The organism is Holophagales bacterium (genome assembly GCA_016699405.1).
Lineage (GTDB): Bacteria > Acidobacteriota > Thermoanaerobaculia > Multivoradales > JAGPDF01 > JAAYLR01.
In genome coordinates, this window is the sequence record CP064972.1 from 2,167,698 (window position 1) to 2,185,633 (window position 17,936).

The following is a 17,936-nucleotide window of genomic DNA, read 5'->3' on the forward strand; positions in this document are numbered from 1 at the left end:
CTCGGATGGTTCTGGCGATCCCGTGTGGAGTCCGGCAAACCCGGAGAGATCGGCCGGATGCCGTGGGCCGCTGCCCGCCGTTCGCCGGCGACGCCTCCAGCCCCCGCTCGTCCGGTCGCTCGGTCCGCGGAGCGCCGCGCGCCGTCGCCCGCGGTGGCCGTGGGGGAGGCCTCGGGTGCGCCTCCGCGAGTCGCGCTGGTGATCGACGACCTGGGGCGGAAGCTCGAGGACCTCGACACGATCGACGCTTTGCAGGTGCCGATTGCCTGCGCCGTGCTGCCGTTCGAGCGGCTCTCGCGCGATGTCGCCGGCCGCGTGCGCGCCCGGGGCGGCGAGCTTCTCCTGCATCTGCCGATGGAGTCGGCGCAGCCGGGCGAGAATCCCGGTCCCGGAGCGCTGCGCACCGGGATGGACGACGCCGCGTTGCGCGAGGGGACCGAGCGCGCGCTCGCCGAGGTCGCGGGAGCGATCGGCATCAACAATCACATGGGGTCGGCGCTCACCGCCGACCGGCGAGCCATGGTGGCGGTGCTCGGCGTCGCTGCCGCGCGGCGCCTCTTCTTCCTCGATTCGCGGACGACGCCGCACACCGTGGCGTTCGACGTGGCGCGCGAGCTCGGCGTCCCGGCGCTCGAGCGTCAGGTCTTCCTCGACGACGACCTCGCACCCGAGGCGATCCGCGCGGAGTTCCGCCGCCTGCTCGACCTCGCCGCCGAGCGAGGCGCGGCGATCGCCATCGGCCATCCGCATCCGGCGACCTTCGCGGTGCTCGCCGAGGAGGTGCCGGCGGCCAGGAAGCGCGGCGTGCGTTTCGTCACGGTCGGCGAGCTGCTCGGCGAGCGCCGGCGTTGAACCTCTCCCGCTAGTCTTCGCGTCGCAGGACTTCGATGGGCCGACGGCGCAGGGCGCCGAGGCTGGCCGTCAATCCGGCCAGCATGCCGACGACCGCCGCGCCGCCGACCGCCGTCACCACCGGCCACGGATCGCCGCGCCAGGGCAGCTCCATGACGAACGTGAGCACCGCCCAGTGGAGCAGCACGGCACCGGCCGCGCCGATCGTTCCGGCCACCAGGCCGACCAGCGCATGCTCGAGCGCCAGCGCGGTGACGACATCGCCGCGCGTCATGCCGAGTGCCTTGAGCAGCGCGACCTCGCGCCCGCGCCGCGCCGAGGTCGCGCCGACGGCTCCGGCGAGGATCGCGACGCCGGCCAGTGCCGTGAAGCCACCGAGGAAGCGGACCCCGAGCCCGATCCGGCGCAGCACCGCGGTGACCTTGTCGAGCAACTCACGCACGCGCAGCATCGTGACGTTCGGAAAGTCGGCGGCGAGCTCGTCCTGGATCCGCTGCTCGGCGGCGGCCGGCAGGCGGGCCGCGGCCAGTCGCTGCTGCGGCGCCTTGTCGAGGACTCCCGGCTCGACGACGAGGAAGAAGTTGATGGCGAACGACTCCCAGCGAACGCGCCGCAGGCTGGTGACGGTGAGCTCGACCGGCACCCCTTGGACGTCGAACGCGACGCGCGAGCCGAGGGTAAGCCCGAGGTCCTCGGCGAACTCCTGCTCGACCGAGATCTCGGGTCGTGTCGCGTCGCACCAGAGACAGCCGGCGACGATCTCGTTGTCCGGCGGCAACTGCTCGAGGTAGGTCAGGCGCTGCTCGCGGGTGAGCGCCCAGCGTCGTCCACCGCGCTCCTCGCGCGTCTGTTGGGCGAGCGTCGCCACGGCGACGCCGTCGATCGCCGCGAGGCGGGCGACGACGACCGGAACCGACTCGAGTCGCGTCGCACCGAAGCGGCTGATCCGCTCGGCGAACGGCGCGAGCTGGTCGGGTTGGACGTCGATGAAGAACGCCGTCGGAGCCTGTGCGGGGAGCTCGGCGAGAAGCTGCCGCGAGAGTTGGCGCTGGACGAGCGCCATGGCGAGGACGACGAGAACGCCCAGTCCGAGCGCCACCACGGCGCCGAGCGTGCCGGCGCCCGGTCGGCCGAGCGAGGCGAGTCCGTGTCGCCAGGCGACGCCGAGGCCGCGGCGCGGCGCCCGGTGCGACAGGCCGACGAGCGCCCGGGCGGCGAGCGCGAGGAGCCCGACGAGGAGCGCCAGCCCGCCGGTGAAGGCGAGGCCGATCGGCACTGAGCGAGCTTGCGCCGACGCGACCGCGGCGAGCCCGGTCAGCAGCGTGAGGGCGAGGGCCAGGGCCGCCATCCGACTCGGGGGAGGCGGTTCGGCGTCGCGGCGGAGAACCCGGGCGGCGGGCACTCGCAGGAGACTGAGCAGCGTCGGGAGGCTGAAGAGCAGGGCGATCCCGAGGCCGAGGAGAAGGCCTTCGAGAATCGCCCCGGGTTGCCAGAGGTCGAGGCTGCCGGCCGGCACGATCGCCGGGGCGAAGCGCTGGGCGAGCGCCTGGACCGCCGTGCCGGCGAGGGCGCCGACGGCGCTGCCGAGCAGCGAGAGCAGGGCGATCTGCCCGAGATAGAGAGTCAGCACCTCGATGGGTCGCAGGCCGAGGCACTTGAGCACGGCGATCGCGTCGAGCCGACTGGCGAGCCAGGCGCGGACCGTCTGCGCGACGCCGACGCCGCCGACCAGGAGGGAGAGCAGCGCCACCAAACCGAGGAACCGCTCGGCGCGGGCAAGCCCCTGGCGCAGCGAGGGCTGTGCCTGCAGGAAGGTCTCGACGCGAACGCCGCTGGCGCGCGGCAGGGCGAGCTCGAGCTTCGCCGCGGCAGCGCGCACGTCGTCGGTACCGGCGCCCGGTGGAAGGCGCAGGAGGACCTTGTATTCGGCCCGGGCGCCCCGCCCGAGCAACTCGGCCCGCGCCAGGCCGCGGCGCGACACGAAGAGCCGGGGGCCGAGGCTGAAGGCGCCGGCGATCCGGTCGGGCTCGGCGAGCACGCGCCCGCGGATGCGGAACCGTGCTCCCCCGACGACGATCTCGCCGCCCAGGGAGAGGCCGAGGCGCGAGAGCAATTCGGGTGCGGCCACGGCGCCGTCGTCGCCGAGGAGCTCGGCGAGGGGCAGCGGTGGGTCGAGGGTGAGTGTGCCGTAGAAGGGGTAGCCGCCGTCGACGGCCTTCAGCTCGACGAGGAGACTGCGCCCCGGGCGACCGTCCGCATCGGACGGCACTGCATCGGACGGCACTGCGGCGACGGTGACGAGCTCGACGAGATCGGCCCGAGCGACCCGATGCAGCGAGGCGAGCGCCGACTCCTCCCCGGCGGAGAGCGGTCGTCGGCTCTCGACTTTCAGATCGGCGGCGAGGAGCTGTCGGGCTTCGCGCCGCAGAGCCCCGTCGATGGCCGACGAGAGTCCGCCGACCGCCACCACCGCGGTGACGCCGACGGCGAGCGAGAGCACGAAGAGCAGCAGCCGCGCCGCGCCGCCGCGCGACTCCCGGGCGATCTCTCGCAGAAGGAAGCGGAGTGTCATGCCTGGGGCGCCCCGGTCAGGCGGCGCTTCCGGTCTCGACCCGTTCGATCCGCCCGTCGCGCAGGTGGATGCGGCGACCGGCAAGCGCGGCAACCGCAGGGTCGTGCGTCACCAGCACCAAGGTCGTGCCGTGGCGCGCGCGCAATTCGGCGAGCAGCGTGAGGACCCGCTCGCCGTTGGCCGAGTCGAGATTGCCCGTCGGTTCGTCGGCGAAGAGGATCGCCGGCTCGGCAGCGAAGGCGCGAGCGAGGGCGACACGTTGCTGTTCGCCGCCGGAGAGCTGAACGGGATAGTGGTGTCCCCGCTCGCCCAGTCCGACGCTCGCCAGCAGCGCCGCGGCACGGGCCTCGGCGTCGTGGCGACCGAGCAGCTCGAGCGGCAGCAGGACGTTCTCGAGCGCCGTCAGGTTGCCCAGCAACTGATAGGCCTGGAAGACGAAGCCGATCTTGCGCCGGCGCAGGCGCGCCAGCGCGTCCTCCGAGAGCGCCTGGATCGGCAGGCCGTCGATCTCGATCGTTCCGCTGCTCGGGCGGTCGAGCCCCGCCATCAGGCCGAGCAGCGTCGACTTGCCGCTCCCCGACGGGCCGAGGATGGCGACGAACTCGCCGGGTTGGATGACGAGGTCGATCCCGTCGAGGATGACGAGCTCGCGGTCGCCCGAGGGGAGGCGTTTGCCGAGCTCATGGACAGCGAGACGCGGAGTTTCCGGGAGGAACATGGCCACTCGGTTCTACGTCGGATGGTGCCGAACGGACGGGCAGCGTAGCACGCGCTCGGCGTGCGGCCGGCGGTGGCGACGGGGTCGATCCCGAGGGGCGCTCTCTGCGAAGATGCTTCGATGCGAGACCGATTCCGTCACCGACGGTGTGTCGCCACCGTCGTCCTCGTCGGCTTGGTGCTGGCCTGCGGCGGGCCGGTTCCCGGCAAGCGTCCGGCGCCGGCCCCGGCGTCGACCTCGCCAGGTTCCCTCTCGACGCCCGCCGTCGCCACGGAGAGCCGCCCGCGGGTGGTGTTCCTCGGCGACAGTCTCACCGCCGGCTACGGCCTCGGCGAAGAGGATGGTTTCCCGGCGCGGCTCGGAGAGGCGCTGGCGAGCCGGGGACTCGCCGTGTACGTCGTCAACGCCGGCGTGAGCGGCGACACGTCTGCCGGTGGCCTCGCGCGGCTCGACTGGCTGATGCAGCAGCGGCCACGAGTCGTCGTGATCGGCCTCGGAGCCAACGACGGGCTGCGGGGGTTGCCGCTCGAGCGCACCGAAGCGAACCTGCGGGAGATCGTTCGCACGGTGCGGGCGAGCGGCGCCGAGGTCCTCCTGTTGGGGATGAGGATTCCACCCAACTACGGCGCCGACTATGCCGGAGCGTTCGCCGCGCTCTATCCGCGCCTGGCACGCGAGCTCGACGTGCCGCTCGTGCCGTTTCTGCTCGAGGGGATCGCGGCGCAGCCCGAGCTCAACCAGGCCGATGGGATCCACCCGACCGCCGAGGGCCAGAAGCTCGTCGCGGCGAACGTCCTGCCCCATCTCGAGCCGATCGTCCGCCGCGTGCTCGCGCGCTGATGCCGCGATGCGGCCCGGTCAGCCCGGGTCGTGCTCGTCCGGGGGCGGCGGGGCCTGTTCGCGCCGTTTGACCTCGCCCCACGCGGCCTCCATCTCCTCCAGGCTGGCCTCGGCGAGCGGGCGCCCGGCGCTCGCCAGCGACGACTCGACGGCCGCGAAGCGACGGCGGAACTTGGCGTTGGCCGCGGCGAGCGCGGCCTCCGGGTCGATGTCGAGGTGTCGCGCCAGGTTGGCGACGGTGAAGAGCAGGTCGCCGAGCTCTTCGACGATGCGCGTCGCCCGCGTGGGTGACTCCGGCGCGGCGAGCTCGGCCCGCAGCTCGGCGAGCTCTTCGTCGAGCTTGTCGAGAACCGGGGCCGGTCCGGGCCAGTCGAATCCCACGCCCGCCGCCTTCTGTGTCGTGCGGTAGGCCCCGAGCAGCGCCGGAAGCGATGCCGGGACTCCGGCGAGCAGACTGTGCGTCGCGCCGTCGGCACGCTCGCGGCGCCCGGCCTCGCTCGCCTTGCGACGTTCCCAGGCCTCGCGCACCGCTTGCGCGTCGGCCAGCTTCTCGTCGCCGAAGACGTGCGGGTGGCGCGCCACGAACTTGGCGTGGACCGCCGCGATCACCGCGTCGAGCGCCAGCTCTCCCGCCTCTTCGCCCAGGCGGGCGACGAACGCGGCCTGGAAGAGCAGATCGCCGAGCTCCTCGCGGATCGACTCCCAGTCGGACTGGTCGATCGCCGCGGCGAGCTCGTGCGCTTCCTCGAGCAGGTAGGCGCGCAGGTGGCCGAGCTTCTGCTCGCGGTCCCAGGGGCAACCGTCCGGTGCGCGCAGCCGTTCGACGAGGGCGACGAGCGGTGTGAGGTCGGCGGGGAGGCGGTGGGTCGGAGGCATGGAAGTTCTCCAGCGCCTTGCCGGCGGAGGAAGCGGTGGGTACGATACCCCACGACAGATTCAGCCTCGGAGTGGTGCCAACCTGCCGGAGAGACGCGCGGTGAGCGAGAGTGGGATGAAAGTCACGGACCGCCGGATGTTCGACGCCAATGGCGAGTTGCGCGAGGAGTTCCGTGAGGAGCTCGCCGGAGCCGAGGCACCGGTCGCGCCCGAGCCGAGCGCGGAGCCGAGCGCCCAGTCAGTCGCCGAGGAGCCCGATCCTCGGATGGCCGAGCCCGCCGAGCCGACCCCGGCGGCCGCGACTCCGGCACCGGAGGCGGGCGGTCGCCGGCCGCCGATCGAGATCCCCGGGGCACCCCCCGGTCTCGGGCCCTCCTTCTACGATCTCCTCGGGGTCCTCGCGGACCCGATCCCTCTCTACCTCGGAGATGCAACGCTGCCCGACGGGCGGAAGGTGGAGAACCTCGAGATGGCCCGCCTGCACATCGACCTGCTCGACGTCCTGCGCCAGAAGACGGTGGGCAACCTGACCTCGCAGGAGCTTGGGGTTCTCGAGGACTTCCTCTACCGGGCCCGGATGCGCTATGTGCAGAAGCGGGGCTGACCCGCCGGTCGCCGTCGCCCGGTTCCTCCGTCCGAGCCTGGCGGCCGTGGTCGCCTTGGCGCTCGGCGTCTCGCTGGTGACCGCGCCGCGGGTCTCGGCCCAGTCGCCGGGGCCCGAGACGGGCGTCGAGCTTTCCACGCCGCTGCGCCTTTCGTTGCAGAAGCTGCAGGAGCAGTGGCTGCAATGGGTGGCGGCCTTCTATCGCGACGACCGGGATGCCGCCGCCGGGGCCGAACGCGAGATGCGGGCCGTCGCGTCGCAGCTGGGAATGGGGAAGCTCTCGGACCTGGCTCTCGCGATGACGGCTCGCGCGGTGGAGGCTGCGGCCGAGGGGAAGCGCGAACGGGCCGGCTGGGCGCTCGCCGCGGCCGAAAGCCTCGACCCGGGACGCCCCGAGATCGCCTTCGGCGCGTCGCGCGCCGCCTGGTCCGCCGGCAGCTACGTCGATTCCGTGGGCTGGTACGCACGCGGTGTGGTGCGGCTGACCTCCGGTCCGGCGGAGCGCGCCCTGCTCGGGCGGAGCCTTGCGCTCTGGCTCGCCGCCGCGCTCCTCGTCGTGGCGGCGCTCTTCGTCATCGTCCAGGTGGGCGTCAAGGGACCGACGATCTACCGGGACGTCTTCGGTCTCTGCAACCGCCGGCTTCCCGTGGCCGTCAGCCATCTGGTGACGGTCGTCCTGCTCGCCTGGCCGCTGGCCCTTCCCGGTGGGCCGATCTTCTTCCTGCTGTGGGCGTCGGCGCTGGTGTGGGCCCACGCCAGCGCGAGCGAGCGCGGGGCGATCGCCCTCGTCTGGCTCGTGGCGGGCGTCGGGCCGACCGTGGCGGCGCGCCAGCACGCCGAGCTCGGGCTCTCGCTGTCGCCGCCGCTGCGGGCCATTCAGGGGATCGAGCAGGGGCGTCTGTACGGCTCGATCTTCAGTGACCTCGGCGTCTTGCGCAGCGTGCTGCCGGAGAGCGCGGCGGTGCGACAGTTGATCGGCGATTTTCATCGCCGTCTCGGTCAGTGGGAGTATGCCCGGGCGATCTATCGTCAGGTCCTGGAGACCGAGGGCGGCAACGTCGACGCGTTGCTCTCGCTCGGCTCCTACTACTTCCTTAAGGGGGAGTTCGCCACCGCCGGACAGTACTTCCAGCGCGCGGCGGCGATCGACCCGCCGGCCGCGGCCGCCTACTACAACCTGAGCCTGGCTCATTCCGAGGCCTACCAGTTCGAGGAATCCCGCCAGGCGCTGGCCAAGGCGCGACAGATCGACGACGAACAGGTCACCGCCTGGGTCCACTCTGCCTCGTCCGATCGCGTCGTGCTGTTCGACGGCGGCCTGCGGCGCAAGACGGAGATTCGCGAGCAACTGGCCACGGCATGGAGGAAGGACCGCACCTCGAGCGGATTCACCGGCGGGGGACGGCAGTGGTTGCCGCTTGCCGTCGTCGGCTTCGTGGTGCTGCTGGCCATCGCGTGGGACCTGACGTTGCGTCGTTTCGGCGGCGGCGATCCCGTGCCGCTCTCGTCGCACCGCCCGGCCTGGGCCGACGCCATCCTTGCCGTGATCCTCCCGGCGTGGCACCTGACGGAGGACGGAGACGGCGGGCAGGCCCTGCTCTCGCTTGCCGGGCCGACCCTGGCCGTGCTCCTGCCGCTCGGTGGCGGGTTCACCGTGGTCCCGCCCGCTGGGCTTGCGGCGCCGCAGGGTGGAATGTGGGCGATTGCCCTCTTGGCGCTCGCCGGAACAGCCGTCTTCCGCTGGCACCGGCGCGCTCGGACGAAGGACTGAGGCGACCGATGGCCCTCGAAGGCGATCTGCGCGACTTCCAACTGCCGGACATCCTGCAGATGGTGGCGCTGCAGCAGAAGACGGGGATTCTCACCGTCCAGGGCGAGCAGGACATCATCGCCGTCTCGTTCCTGCGCGGCGCGATCGTCGCCGCCGACGCGCTCAACCAGACGGTGGAAGACGGCCTCGGGCAGATCCTGGTGCAGGAGCGCCTGGTGCGGCAGGACCTCTTCTCGTCGATTGCCGCGGAGCACCAGGCCGGCGGCGAGCGGCTGGTCGACCTCCTCTTGATGCGCGGCGCCCTGTCGCGACCGCAGCTCCTGCTGGCGCTCCGTCTGCAGACCATGCGGATGCTGATCCACCTCCTCAAATGGAAGGAGGGGGAGTTCAAGTTCTACGCCGGCGAGGAGGTGTCGTTCGAGGAGGGGATCGACCCGATCGCCGTCGAAGAGCTCCTCCTGCGGGCGTTCGAGGAGATCGGCTCGCTGCTGATCACCGACACCTCCGAGTTGCCGTCGCCCGAGGCGATCTTCGAACGCGTCCAGCCGGTCCCGTCCTTTCGCGTGCACGGTCGCGATCCGGAGGACGACGAAGGCCGCGACACCAGCCCCTGGATCAGCGAGCCGGAGTCGCGTCTGCTCGCCATGCTCGACGGACGTTCGACCGGCACGGATCTCGCGACCCGGAGCGGCGTCGACGAATCGCGGGTCGTCTTCGCGCTCTTCCGGCTCTCGCGCTCCGGCCTGGCGCGGGTGCGCGTCTCGGCGCCGGTTCGCCCGGCCGTCGCGCCTCAGCCGCCGGTCGCCGCCCCGTCGGCAGGCGTCGCCAGCCCGGCGCCGCTCGCGCCGCCGGCGGTTCACGTGCCGGCGCGGCCGACTCCGGCTGCCGTGGCTGTCGAGCCGGTGCGGCGAGTCGAACGGGAGGAGTCGGCGTTCACGATTCCGCCGGCTGCGGTGGTGCGCCCGGCGGTGGCGCCCCGGCTTCGCCTGGCCTTCCGCTTCGTCGCGCTGGCGCTCTCCGTCGGCCTGGCCGTGCTCGTCTGGAGGAGCCCGCGGTCGACCCCGTTGCCCTTTCCCTGGCAGGAGGGCGATCGAGCGCAGGTCGAGAAGGCACAGCGGACCTCCCTGGTCCTCGCGATGGACCGCGCCGCCCGCGCCCACTTCCTGCTCGAGGGGCGCTATCCGGACGGACTCCAGGGGTTCCTGGCGCTCGGGTTGCTCGGGCGGATCCCGCACGATCCCTCGGGCTACCGATGGGAGTATCGGCCCGGTCCGGTCGGCTACTCGCTGACGCCGATCGGCCCGGAAGGCCCCCTCGCCGACCTGGCGGTCAACGAGGGCATTCCCGGCGATTTCCTCCTCGACCCGGAGTTCCTGGCGGTCGACGAGGCCTCCAAAGTCGCTCCGCTCGTCCTGCTCGATTGATTCCGGCTTCCTGACCGCCGTCGGGGGAGGATTCCTTTCCGCTGGAATATATCTGCGCGAATTCTTGTCAGATAGAATGCGAGCGAGTTTGACAGGAACGGACTAAGGATTCGGAGGAAGACGTGAGCAAGATCATCGGAATCGACCTGGGCACGACGAACAGCGTCGTGGCCGTCATGGAGGGCGGGGAGGCGAAGGTCGTCCCCAACGCCGAAGGCAGCCGGACCACCCCGTCCGTCGTCGGGTTCGCCAAGTCCGGCGAGCGGCTGGTCGGGCAGGTGGCGAAGCGGCAGTCGGTGACCAACCCGAAGAACACGGTCTACTCGATCAAGCGCTTCATGGGGCGCCGCTACTCGGAGGTCTCCGACGAGATGCGGATGGTGCCCTATCGCGTCGAAGCCTCGGGCGACGACGTGCGGGTGTCGATCGACGGCAAGCTCTACTCGCCGCCGGAGATCTCCGCGATGATCCTGCAGAAGCTCAAGGCGGCGGCCGAGGACTACCTCGGAGAGAAGGTCACCGAGGCGGTGATCACCGTGCCGGCCTACTTCAACGACGCCCAGCGCCAGGCGACCAAGGACGCCGGCAAGATCGCCGGCCTCGAGGTCAAGCGCCTGGTCAACGAGCCCACCGCGGCGGCGCTCGCCTACGGTCTGGACAAGAAGAAGGACCAGACGATCGCCGTCTACGACTTCGGCGGCGGCACCTTCGACATCTCGATCCTCGAAGTCGGCGACGGCGTGGTCGAGGTGAAGTCGACCAACGGCGACACCCACCTCGGCGGCGACAACATCGACCAGCGGATCATCGAGTGGCTGGTGGCCGAGTTCAAGAAGGACCAGGGGATCGACCTGGGCGCCGACCCGATGGCGATGCAGCGTCTCAAGGAAGCCGCCGAGAAGGCCAAGATCGAGCTCTCCTCGGCGATGGAGACGGAGATCAACCTGCCGTTCGTCACGGCCGACGCCTCGGGTCCGAAGCACCTCAATCTGCGGCTCTCGCGCGCCAAGCTCGAGCAGCTCGTCGACGAGATCATCCAGCGTTCGGCTGCGCCCTGTCGGCAGGCGCTGCGCGATGCCGGGCTCGAAGCGGCGCAGATCGACGAGGTCGTGCTGGTGGGCGGTCAGACCCGCATGCCGGCGATCCAGAAGCTGGTGCGCGACCTCTTCGGCAAAGAGCCGCACAAGGGCGTCAATCCGGACGAGGTGGTCGCGGCCGGCGCGGCGCTCCAGGGCGGCGTGCTCAAGGGCGAGGTCAAGGACCTGCTGCTGCTCGACGTGACGCCGCTGTCGCTCGGCATCGAGACGCTCGGCGGGGTGTTCACCAAGCTGATCGAACGCAACACGACGATCCCGACCCGCAAGGCCGAGACCTTCTCGACCGCGTCGGACAGCCAGACCTCGGTCGAAGTGCACGTGCTGCAGGGCGAGCGGGAGATGGCGGCGGGCAACCGGACCCTGGGGCGATTCCACCTCGTGGGCATTCCGCCGGCGCCGCGCGGCGTGCCGCAGATCGAGGTGGCGTTCGACATCGACGCCAACGGCATCGTCAACGTCTCGGCCAAGGACCTCGGAACGGGCAAGGAGCAGAAGATCACCATCACCGCATCCTCGGGACTGTCCGACAACGACATCAAGGGGATGGTCCACGACGCCGAGGCGCACGCCGACGAGGACAAGAAGCGGCGCGCCCTGGTGGAGGCCCGCAACCAGCTCGACACGCTGGTCTACTCGACCGACAAGGGGCTTGGTGAGCACAAGGAGAAGCTCGGCGCGGCCGAGCGTGCGGAGCTCGACGAGGCGATCGCCGAGGCACGCAAGGCGCTCGAGGGCGACGATGCGGACGCCATCGCCAAGGCGCACACGCGACTGACCCAGGCGTCCCACAAGCTCGCCGAGGCGATGTACCGGCAGACGGCCGGCGCGTCACCGGCTGGGGGGGAAGGGGCCGCTTCGCCCGATGCCGGCAAGAGCTCCGACGTGATCGACGCCGAGTTCGTCGACGTCGACAACAAGGGCAACTGAATGGTCATCCGGCCGGTGGGCGGCGCGTCGAGCGTCGTCGCCGGCCGGAACCCTTCGTTCTCATGAGCGACCGCAAGCGCAAAGGGACGGGCGCCCGCTACGTGATGATCAGCGTGGTGGCGGAGCGCTACGGCGTCCATCCCCAGACCCTCCGCCTTTACGAGCGGGAGGGGTTGCTGCAGCCGGCGCGAAGCGCCGGCAATACCCGCCTCTACGACGAGGAGGCGATCCGCCGCCTCGAGGCGATTCTCACGTTGACCCGCGATCTCGGCGTGAACCTCGCCGGTGTGGAGGTGATCTTGCGCCTGCGCGAGCAGCTCGAAGCGGCGCAACTCGAGGTCGATCGGCTTCTCCAGGTGGTGCGCCAGGAGATGCTCGGCGAGCGCTCCGGCGTGCCGCGCGCACACGCGCTGGTCAAGGTGTCGAGCGGGCCGCTGGTCAAGCGCTGACGGTCGCCGGGCCTCCCGGCGGCTCGCCGGTCGCATGGTACGATCGATCCATGCTGGAGGCGCTCGCACCGCCGAAAGAAGGTTGCCCGCGGTGCGGCGGCCGCGGCTGGGTGATCGAGGAAGACGGCGGCGCCGGTCGGGCTCGGCCGTGCGACTGCCGACTCGAGGATCTCGGTCCGCGGCTGATCGACGCCAGCGGCATCCCCCCGCGCTATCGCAGCTGCACGCTGGCGAGCTTCAAGCCGTCGGGAGATCCGCGTCTCCAGGAAGCGCTGGCCGTCTGTCGCCGCTACCTCGACGGCTTCCTCTCGACCGACGGGCAGTTCCGCCAGACCGGCCTTCTCTTCGTCGGCCCGCCGGGATCCGGCAAGACCCACCTCGCCGTTGCGGTCCTTGCCGAGCTGATCTCGCGCTACCGGTTGCGTGGTCGTTTCGTCGACTTCAACAGCCTCATCCACCAGATCCAGTCGACCTTCGACCCGGCGAGCCCGGAGTCGAAGCACGACGTCCTCGACCCGGTGATCGGCGCCGAGGTGCTGGTGCTCGACGAGCTCGGGGCGCAGAAGCCGACGGCCTGGGTCCAGGACGTCCTCTACCTGGTGATGAACAGCCGTTACACGCGCCAACTGCCGACGCTCTTCACCAGCAACTATCGGCTGGAGTCGGCGTCGCCGGGCCGAGCCGGCACGGCGGCCGGCGAAGCCGAGCTGCTCTCCTCGCGCATCCCGGCGATGCTGGTGTCGCGCCTCTACGAGATGACCCAGCCGGTGCTCCTCGATTGCGCCGATTTCCGGCGCGAAGTGAAGGCGAAGCGTTCGGGTGTCTGATTCGCGTCGTCCCCGGCTGATCCGCGGTGCGGGGATCGTGGTGCTGGCCCTGGCCGCCGGCTGGGCGTGCGCCCGCTGGTCGGTTCGCCCGAAGCCCGTCGCCACGGCAAGCGCCCCGTCGTCCCCGCCCGCCGTGGACGGATCGGGATCGGCTGCCCCGAGCGCCACGCCGGTACCGGTCGAGACGCCGGTCCCGACGCCCGCCCCGGTGGTCGTTCTGCCGCCGCTGGCCGCCGGCGCGCCGCCGTCGAACCCGGCCCTGACGACGATTCGCGTGGGGCTCGCCACCGACCTCGCCCAAGTGGTGGTGCCCTGCTGCGACGGCGAGGTGACGGCACGTCTGGGGGACGGCGTGACGCTCGCCGCGATGGCGCCGGTGCGGGTCGAGCCGTCGCCGGCGGCGGTGGGCGCCTCGGTATTCCGGCTGCAGGTGGCGGCGCTCAAGGACGAGCAGCAGGCCCGAGGGCTCGCGGCCCGGGTGGCGGCGCTGGCGGGCGCTCCGGCCGACGCTCGCTTCGATCCGGCGACCGACCTCTATCGCGTCCGCGTCGGGCGCTACGCGTCGCGGGAGGAGGCCGAGCGCGAAGGTCGCCGGCTCGCGCAGCGCGGCGTCGCCGGCTTCTGGGTGGTCTCCGAGGGCGGCGGGGTGCGGCAGCCGGCGCTGCGGGTGACCCAACGCGGGAAGAGCTGGACGGTTCCCGGCCGGTCGATCGTCTTCGACGGCGGCGACGAGGCCGGGATTCGCGTCGAAGGGCGGCGTTACCGCGGGAAGATCGAAGTCTTCCTCAACGACCGCGGTGGGCTCAACGTGGTCAACGAGCTGCCGCTCGAACAGTACCTGCGCGGCGTCGTGCCGCGCGAGATGGGGCCCGCGGTCTTCGACGAGCTCGAGGCGCTCAAGGCGCAGGCGGTGGCGGCGCGGACCTATGCGATCGCCAACCTCGCCGAGTTTCGCGACGAGGGCTACGACATCTGCGCCACGCCGCGCTGTCAGGTCTACGGCGGCATGGACGACGAGCACCCGCTCTCCGATCGTGCGGTGGCCGAGACGGCCGGGGAGATCGTGCTCTTCGACGGACGGCCGATCGACGCGCTCTACAGCTCCACGTGCGGAGGGCACACCGAGAACGTCCAGGTGGTCTTTCCGCTCAAGCGCGCCGAATACCTGAAGGCCGTGCCCTGTCTCGAGGCCGGGTTGGCCCGGCTCGCCGGGAACCTCGCCGCTGGAGTCGCTTTCCCGCAAGGCCTGACCGGTCGGCTCTACCCGGGGACGAGCGGGCGAAACGGCGTCGAGAACCTCGAGGCCCGGTTGCGCTCCCTCGCCACGGCGGCGGGCCTCGCCGTACCGGAGGACCACCTGCGCTCGCTGGCACGCCGCGAGGTGCAGCGCTACCTCGGCTCGCTCTTCGACCTCGCGGTCGACGCGCGACTCTTCCTCCCGTCCGAGGACGTGGCCTATCTGGTGTCGAATCCGCCGGACGACTGGAGCCCCGGGGAGCTGCAGCTCGCGGCCTACCTGGTCAAGAGCGGCCTGCTCGTCGGCGAACCGCGGGGGGAGCTCGCGGCGAGCGACCTCGAAGAGCTGCTGCTGCGGCTGGCGATCTATCTGCACGCCGTGCAACCGCTCGAGGGGAGCTTCCTCGCTCTGCGCGACGGGCGGATGGCGGTCCGACTCGAGGAGGGGGACCGGAGCTTCACGCTGCCCGGCGAGCTCGCCACCTTTCGCGACGACGGAGTCGCGGCGCTCTCCGGGCCGCTCGCTCTAGTCGCCGGCGATCGGCTGCGTCTCTACCTTCAGGGGGAGCGGCTCGCCGCCGTCGTTCAGCAGGTCGACCGGCAGGGTGTCGCCTACGACCGCACCAGCACGCGTGCTTCGTGGAACCGCTTCCGCTCGGACCGGGAGCTGGCGAACCTGGTGCGATCGCGCTATCCCGGTTTCGAGCTCAAGGGGTTCGAGCTGCTCGATCGCGGGGCGTCGGGGCGCGTCGGCAGACTTCGACTCAGCGGCGCTCGGGGCGAGATCGTCGACGTCGAGGGCCTGGCCGTGCGGTGGACCTTCGACCTGCCGGACACCTGGTTCACCGCCCGTCGGCTGACGCCGAAGAACGGCAGCCCGGGCTGGCAGTTCACCGGCCGGGGTTGGGGACACGGCGTCGGGCTCTGCCAGGTGGGGTCGTTCGGCATGGCGCGACGTGGCCACGACTACCGGGAGATCCTGACGCACTACTACAGCGGCGTGCGCGTCGAACGGTGGCAGGGTCTCGTCCGGCCCGCCGTCGCCGCTCCCCAGGTCCGGGGCGCCAGTCGCTGACGGGTGACCGCCAGCGGCCGGGTCGGGTAGCATGCCCACCGGTAGACCCGGAGGATCCCCCGCCTTGGACTTTTCCCTCAGCCCCGAGCAGCTTGCCGTGCAGGAGACCGCGCGAGAGTTCGCGCGGCGCGAGATCGACCCCATCGTCGACGAACACGACGAGAGCCAGAAGTACCCGCTCGCCGTCATCAAGAAGGCCGCCGAGCTCGGCTTCCTCGGCGTGATCTTCCCCGAAGAGCTCGGTGGCGCCGGGCTCGGCTACGTCGAATACGTGCTGATCGTTACCGAGCTCTCGGCCGTCGATCCGTCCGTGGGGATCAGCATTGCCGCGCACAACTCGCTCGGCACCAATCACATCTACAAGTTCGGCACGCCGGCCCAGCGCGAGCGCTGGGTGGCGCCGCTCGCCCGCGGCGAGAAGATCGCCGCCTGGGCGCTCACCGAGGCGGGAGCGGGCTCCGATGCGGCTGCCGGGCGCACGCGAGCGCGCAAGGTCGACGGCGGCTGGGTGCTCGACGGTGCCAAGGTCTTCTGCACCCACGGATCGGTGGGTGATCTGGCGGTGGTGATGGCGGTCACCGAACCTCCCGAGAGCGGCGCGGTGCGCGGACGACACATGTCGGCCTTCGTCGTCGAGCGCGGAACGGCCGGTTTCCGCACCGGCAAGAAGGAGAACAAGCTCGGCATCCGCGCCTCCGATACCGCCGAGCTGGTGTTCGACGAGTGCTTCGTCCCGGACGACCACCTGCTCGGCAGGCGCGGCGAGGGATTCAAGCAGGCGATGGCGGTGCTCGACGGCGGCCGGATCTCGATTGCGGCGCTCGGCCTCGGCACGGCGATCGGGGCGTACCGCACGGCGCTCGCCTACGCTACGGAGCGCGAGCAGTTCGGCAAGCCGATCGCCGAGTTCCAGGCGATCCGCTTCATGCTCGCGGAGATGGCGACGCGCATCGCCGCCGCCGAGGCGCTGACGTTCGCTGCCGCTGCCGAGATGGACCGCACCGGCAAGGTCACCCTCAAGGCCTCGGAGGCCAAGCTGATGGCCGGCGAGGCGGCAGTCTTCTGCGCCGAGCGCGGCGTGCAGATTCACGGCGGCTACGGACTGATCAAGGACTACCGCGCCGAGAAGTTCTTCCGCGACGCGAAGATCTGCACCATCGGCGAAGGGACGAGCGAGATCCAGCGCCTGGTCATCGCGCGCCAGCTGCTCGCCAAGGCGGGATGAGCGCCCCCGACACGCCGCGCGGGCGGCAGACCATCGCCCTGCCGGCCCTGGTCGACGGGGTCCTCGCGCGGCAGATGCGCGCCGTCGCTCGCGGTGTCTCGCTGCTCGAGAACGGCGGCGAGGAGCAGCCCGAGCTGGTGCGCCGGCTCTACCGCAGCGGGGGGCGCGCCCGGGTGGTCGGGTTGACCGGACCGCCGGGAGCCGGCAAGAGCACGCTGGTCGATCGCCTGGCCCAGGCCTGCCGGCGGCGCGGCGACACGGTGGGCATCCTCTGTGTCGATCCCTCGAGCCCGTTTTCCGGCGGTGCGCTGCTCGGCGACCGGATCCGCATGCAGGGCATCGCCACCGATCCCGGCGTCTTCATCCGTTCGATGGCCACCCGCGGTGCGCTCGGCGGGCTCGCCCGTGCCACGCGCGACGCCGTCGACCTGCTCGACGCGGCCGGATTCGACTGGGTGCTCGTCGAGACCGTCGGAGTCGGCCAGGACGAGGTCGACGTCGTGCGGACGGTCGACACGGTGGTGGTGGTCACCGTGCCTGGCCTGGGCGACGACATCCAGGCGATCAAGGCGGGGATCCTCGAGATCGCCGACCTGTTCGTCATCAACAAGGCCGACCGCGAGGGCGCCGATCGCACGGCACGCGATCTCGAGATGATGCTCGGGCTTGCCGACCCGCACCCCGAGTGGCTGCCGCCGGTGTTGCGCACGGTGGCGAGCCGCGGCGAGGGGATCGACGAGCTCCTCGCTGCCGTCGAGCGGCACCGCGACTATCTGGCCACGTCCGGAGCGCTCGCCGCGCGCCGGCAAGGGCAACTCCGGCTGCGGGTCGAAACGCTCCTCAAGGAGCGCGTGCTGCGCGCCGCACGGCAGGAGGCGAGTCTCGAGGCGGCGGTCGAACGCGGCTTCGCGGCGGGCGAGGACCCCTACACGCTGGCCGACCGACTGTTCGGCGAGGTCGTGCGGGTGGAGAGCGGCGCGGTCGGCCCCGCGACGGAGGAGAGATGATCCAGCGAATCGACCATGTCGGCATCGCGGTGCACTCGATCGACGAGGCGCGCCGCTTCTACGAGAGTCTCGGGCTCACCGTGGCGGAGATCGAAGAGGTCCCGCAGGAAGGGGTGCGGGTGGCGATGATCGTCTGCGGCGAGAGCCGCATCGAGCTGCTCGAGGCGACGCGCCCCGATTCGCCGATCGCCAAGCACCTGGAGAAGCGCGGCCCCGGGCTGCATCACCTCTGCCTCGGTTCGAGCGACGTCCGCGGCGACGACCTCGCGCTGCGCGAGACGGGGGCGACGCTGCTGCGGCCCGAGCCGACCCGTGGCGCCGGCGGCTGCTGGGTGCAGTTCGTCCACCCCAAGAGCGCCGGCGGTGTGCTCGTCGAGCTCTCGGAAGCGCCGGCGCACGGCCACGCGGGCGCGCCGCCACACTGAGCCGGAGTCGC

The 17,936-nt window shown here is 71.6% G+C and carries 15 protein-coding genes; 12 read left to right on the forward strand and 3 right to left on the reverse strand.

Annotated elements, in window-relative coordinates:
- The first annotated feature begins 198 nt into the window (after positions 1–198).
- The gene (locus IPJ17_09055) at positions 199–852 is read left to right on the forward strand and encodes a divergent polysaccharide deacetylase family protein (protein ID QQR75701.1); all 654 of its coding nucleotides are present in this window, start codon (positions 199–201) and stop codon (positions 850–852) included.
- Between the two features lie 10 nt (positions 853–862).
- On the opposite strand, the gene IPJ17_09060 is transcribed toward IPJ17_09055, so the two are convergent.
- Both IPJ17_09060 and IPJ17_09065 read right to left on the reverse strand, forming a co-directional pair.
- Complete coding sequence (locus tag IPJ17_09060; protein QQR75702.1) at positions 863–3,424, reverse strand: FtsX-like permease family protein; 2,562 nt, start codon at positions 3,422–3,424, stop codon at positions 863–865.
- 16 nt (positions 3,425–3,440) lie between these two features.
- On the reverse strand, positions 3,441–4,142 hold the full coding sequence (locus IPJ17_09065; protein ID QQR76130.1) for an ABC transporter ATP-binding protein: 702 nt from the start codon (positions 4,140–4,142) through the stop codon (positions 3,441–3,443).
- 120 nt (positions 4,143–4,262) lie between these two features.
- Here IPJ17_09065 and IPJ17_09070 point away from each other — a divergent pair, with 120 nt between their 5' ends.
- Positions 4,263–4,982, forward strand: a complete 720-nt coding sequence (locus IPJ17_09070; GenBank protein QQR75703.1) for an arylesterase — start codon at positions 4,263–4,265, stop codon at positions 4,980–4,982.
- A gap of 18 nt (positions 4,983–5,000) precedes the next feature.
- Here the strand turns inward: IPJ17_09070 and mazG are convergent, their stop codons facing one another.
- Positions 5,001–5,858, reverse strand: coding sequence for a nucleoside triphosphate pyrophosphohydrolase (mazG, locus tag IPJ17_09075; protein QQR75704.1), 858 nt, complete (start codon positions 5,856–5,858; stop codon positions 5,001–5,003).
- 115 nt (positions 5,859–5,973) lie between these two features.
- On the opposite strand from mazG, the gene IPJ17_09080 reads away from it, so the two are divergent.
- The 10 genes from IPJ17_09080 (at position 5,974) to mce (ending at position 17,925) form a co-directional block, all read left to right on the forward strand.
- Positions 5,974–6,462 (forward strand): DUF1844 domain-containing protein, encoded by a 489-nt coding sequence (locus IPJ17_09080; protein QQR75705.1) that lies wholly within the window; start codon positions 5,974–5,976, stop codon positions 6,460–6,462.
- The gene (locus tag IPJ17_09085; GenBank protein QQR75706.1) at positions 6,443–8,233 is read left to right on the forward strand and encodes a tetratricopeptide repeat protein; all 1,791 of its coding nucleotides are present in this window, start codon (positions 6,443–6,445) and stop codon (positions 8,231–8,233) included. The genes IPJ17_09080 and IPJ17_09085 overlap by 20 nt, the downstream gene beginning before the upstream one ends.
- 8 nt (positions 8,234–8,241) lie before the next feature.
- On the forward strand, positions 8,242–9,657 hold the full coding sequence (locus tag IPJ17_09090; GenBank protein ID QQR75707.1) for a DUF4388 domain-containing protein: 1,416 nt from the start codon (positions 8,242–8,244) through the stop codon (positions 9,655–9,657).
- Between the two features lie 122 nt (positions 9,658–9,779).
- The gene (gene dnaK / locus IPJ17_09095) at positions 9,780–11,681 is read left to right on the forward strand and encodes a molecular chaperone DnaK (GenBank protein QQR75708.1); all 1,902 of its coding nucleotides are present in this window, start codon (positions 9,780–9,782) and stop codon (positions 11,679–11,681) included.
- A 104-nt stretch (positions 11,682–11,785) separates the two neighbouring features.
- Positions 11,786–12,130 carry a MerR family transcriptional regulator gene (locus IPJ17_09100; GenBank protein ID QQR76131.1) on the forward strand — a complete coding sequence of 115 codons (345 nt, stop codon included), beginning with the start codon at positions 11,786–11,788 and terminating at the stop codon, positions 12,128–12,130.
- Between the two features lie 50 nt (positions 12,131–12,180).
- Positions 12,181–12,957, forward strand: a complete 777-nt coding sequence (locus IPJ17_09105; protein QQR75709.1) for an ATP-binding protein — start codon at positions 12,181–12,183, stop codon at positions 12,955–12,957.
- The gene (locus IPJ17_09110) at positions 12,950–15,268 is read left to right on the forward strand and encodes a SpoIID/LytB domain-containing protein (protein ID QQR75710.1); all 2,319 of its coding nucleotides are present in this window, start codon (positions 12,950–12,952) and stop codon (positions 15,266–15,268) included. The genes IPJ17_09105 and IPJ17_09110 overlap by 8 nt, the downstream gene beginning before the upstream one ends.
- Before the next feature lie 31 nt (positions 15,269–15,299).
- A complete protein-coding gene (locus IPJ17_09115) occupies positions 15,300–16,493 on the forward strand; it encodes an acyl-CoA dehydrogenase family protein (GenBank protein ID QQR75711.1) in 1,194 nt (397 codons plus the stop codon).
- Positions 16,490–17,500, forward strand: coding sequence for a methylmalonyl Co-A mutase-associated GTPase MeaB (gene meaB / locus IPJ17_09120; GenBank protein QQR75712.1), 1,011 nt, complete (start codon positions 16,490–16,492; stop codon positions 17,498–17,500). Before IPJ17_09115 ends, meaB begins: the two co-directional genes overlap by 4 nt.
- The gene (gene mce, locus IPJ17_09125) at positions 17,497–17,925 is read left to right on the forward strand and encodes a methylmalonyl-CoA epimerase (protein ID QQR75713.1); all 429 of its coding nucleotides are present in this window, start codon (positions 17,497–17,499) and stop codon (positions 17,923–17,925) included. Before meaB ends, mce begins: the two co-directional genes overlap by 4 nt.
- Positions 17,926–17,936: the final 11 nt, after the last annotated feature.

Excerpts from the sequence above, each read along its gene's own strand:
- mazG (QQR75704.1), bottom strand. The coding sequence starts at position 5,858 with ATGCCTCCGACCCACCGCCTCCCCGCCGACCTCACACCGCTCGTCGCC.
- IPJ17_09100 (QQR76131.1), top strand. The coding sequence starts at position 11,786 with ATGATCAGCGTGGTGGCGGAGCGCTACGGCGTCCATCCCCAGACCCTC.
- IPJ17_09085 (QQR75706.1), top strand. The coding sequence starts at position 6,443 with ATGTGCAGAAGCGGGGCTGACCCGCCGGTCGCCGTCGCCCGGTTCCTC.
- IPJ17_09065 (QQR76130.1), bottom strand. The coding sequence starts at position 4,142 with ATGTTCCTCCCGGAAACTCCGCGTCTCGCTGTCCATGAGCTCGGCAAA.
- IPJ17_09070 (QQR75703.1), top strand. The coding sequence starts at position 4,263 with ATGCGAGACCGATTCCGTCACCGACGGTGTGTCGCCACCGTCGTCCTC.
- mce (QQR75713.1), top strand. The coding sequence starts at position 17,497 with ATGATCCAGCGAATCGACCATGTCGGCATCGCGGTGCACTCGATCGAC.
- IPJ17_09105 (QQR75709.1), top strand. The coding sequence starts at position 12,181 with ATGCTGGAGGCGCTCGCACCGCCGAAAGAAGGTTGCCCGCGGTGCGGC.
- IPJ17_09115 (QQR75711.1), top strand. The coding sequence starts at position 15,300 with ATGCCCACCGGTAGACCCGGAGGATCCCCCGCCTTGGACTTTTCCCTC.
- IPJ17_09090 (QQR75707.1), top strand. The coding sequence starts at position 8,242 with ATGGCCCTCGAAGGCGATCTGCGCGACTTCCAACTGCCGGACATCCTG.
- IPJ17_09060 (QQR75702.1), bottom strand. The coding sequence starts at position 3,424 with ATGACACTCCGCTTCCTTCTGCGAGAGATCGCCCGGGAGTCGCGCGGC.
- IPJ17_09080 (QQR75705.1), top strand. The coding sequence starts at position 5,974 with ATGAAAGTCACGGACCGCCGGATGTTCGACGCCAATGGCGAGTTGCGC.
- meaB (QQR75712.1), top strand. The coding sequence starts at position 16,490 with ATGAGCGCCCCCGACACGCCGCGCGGGCGGCAGACCATCGCCCTGCCG.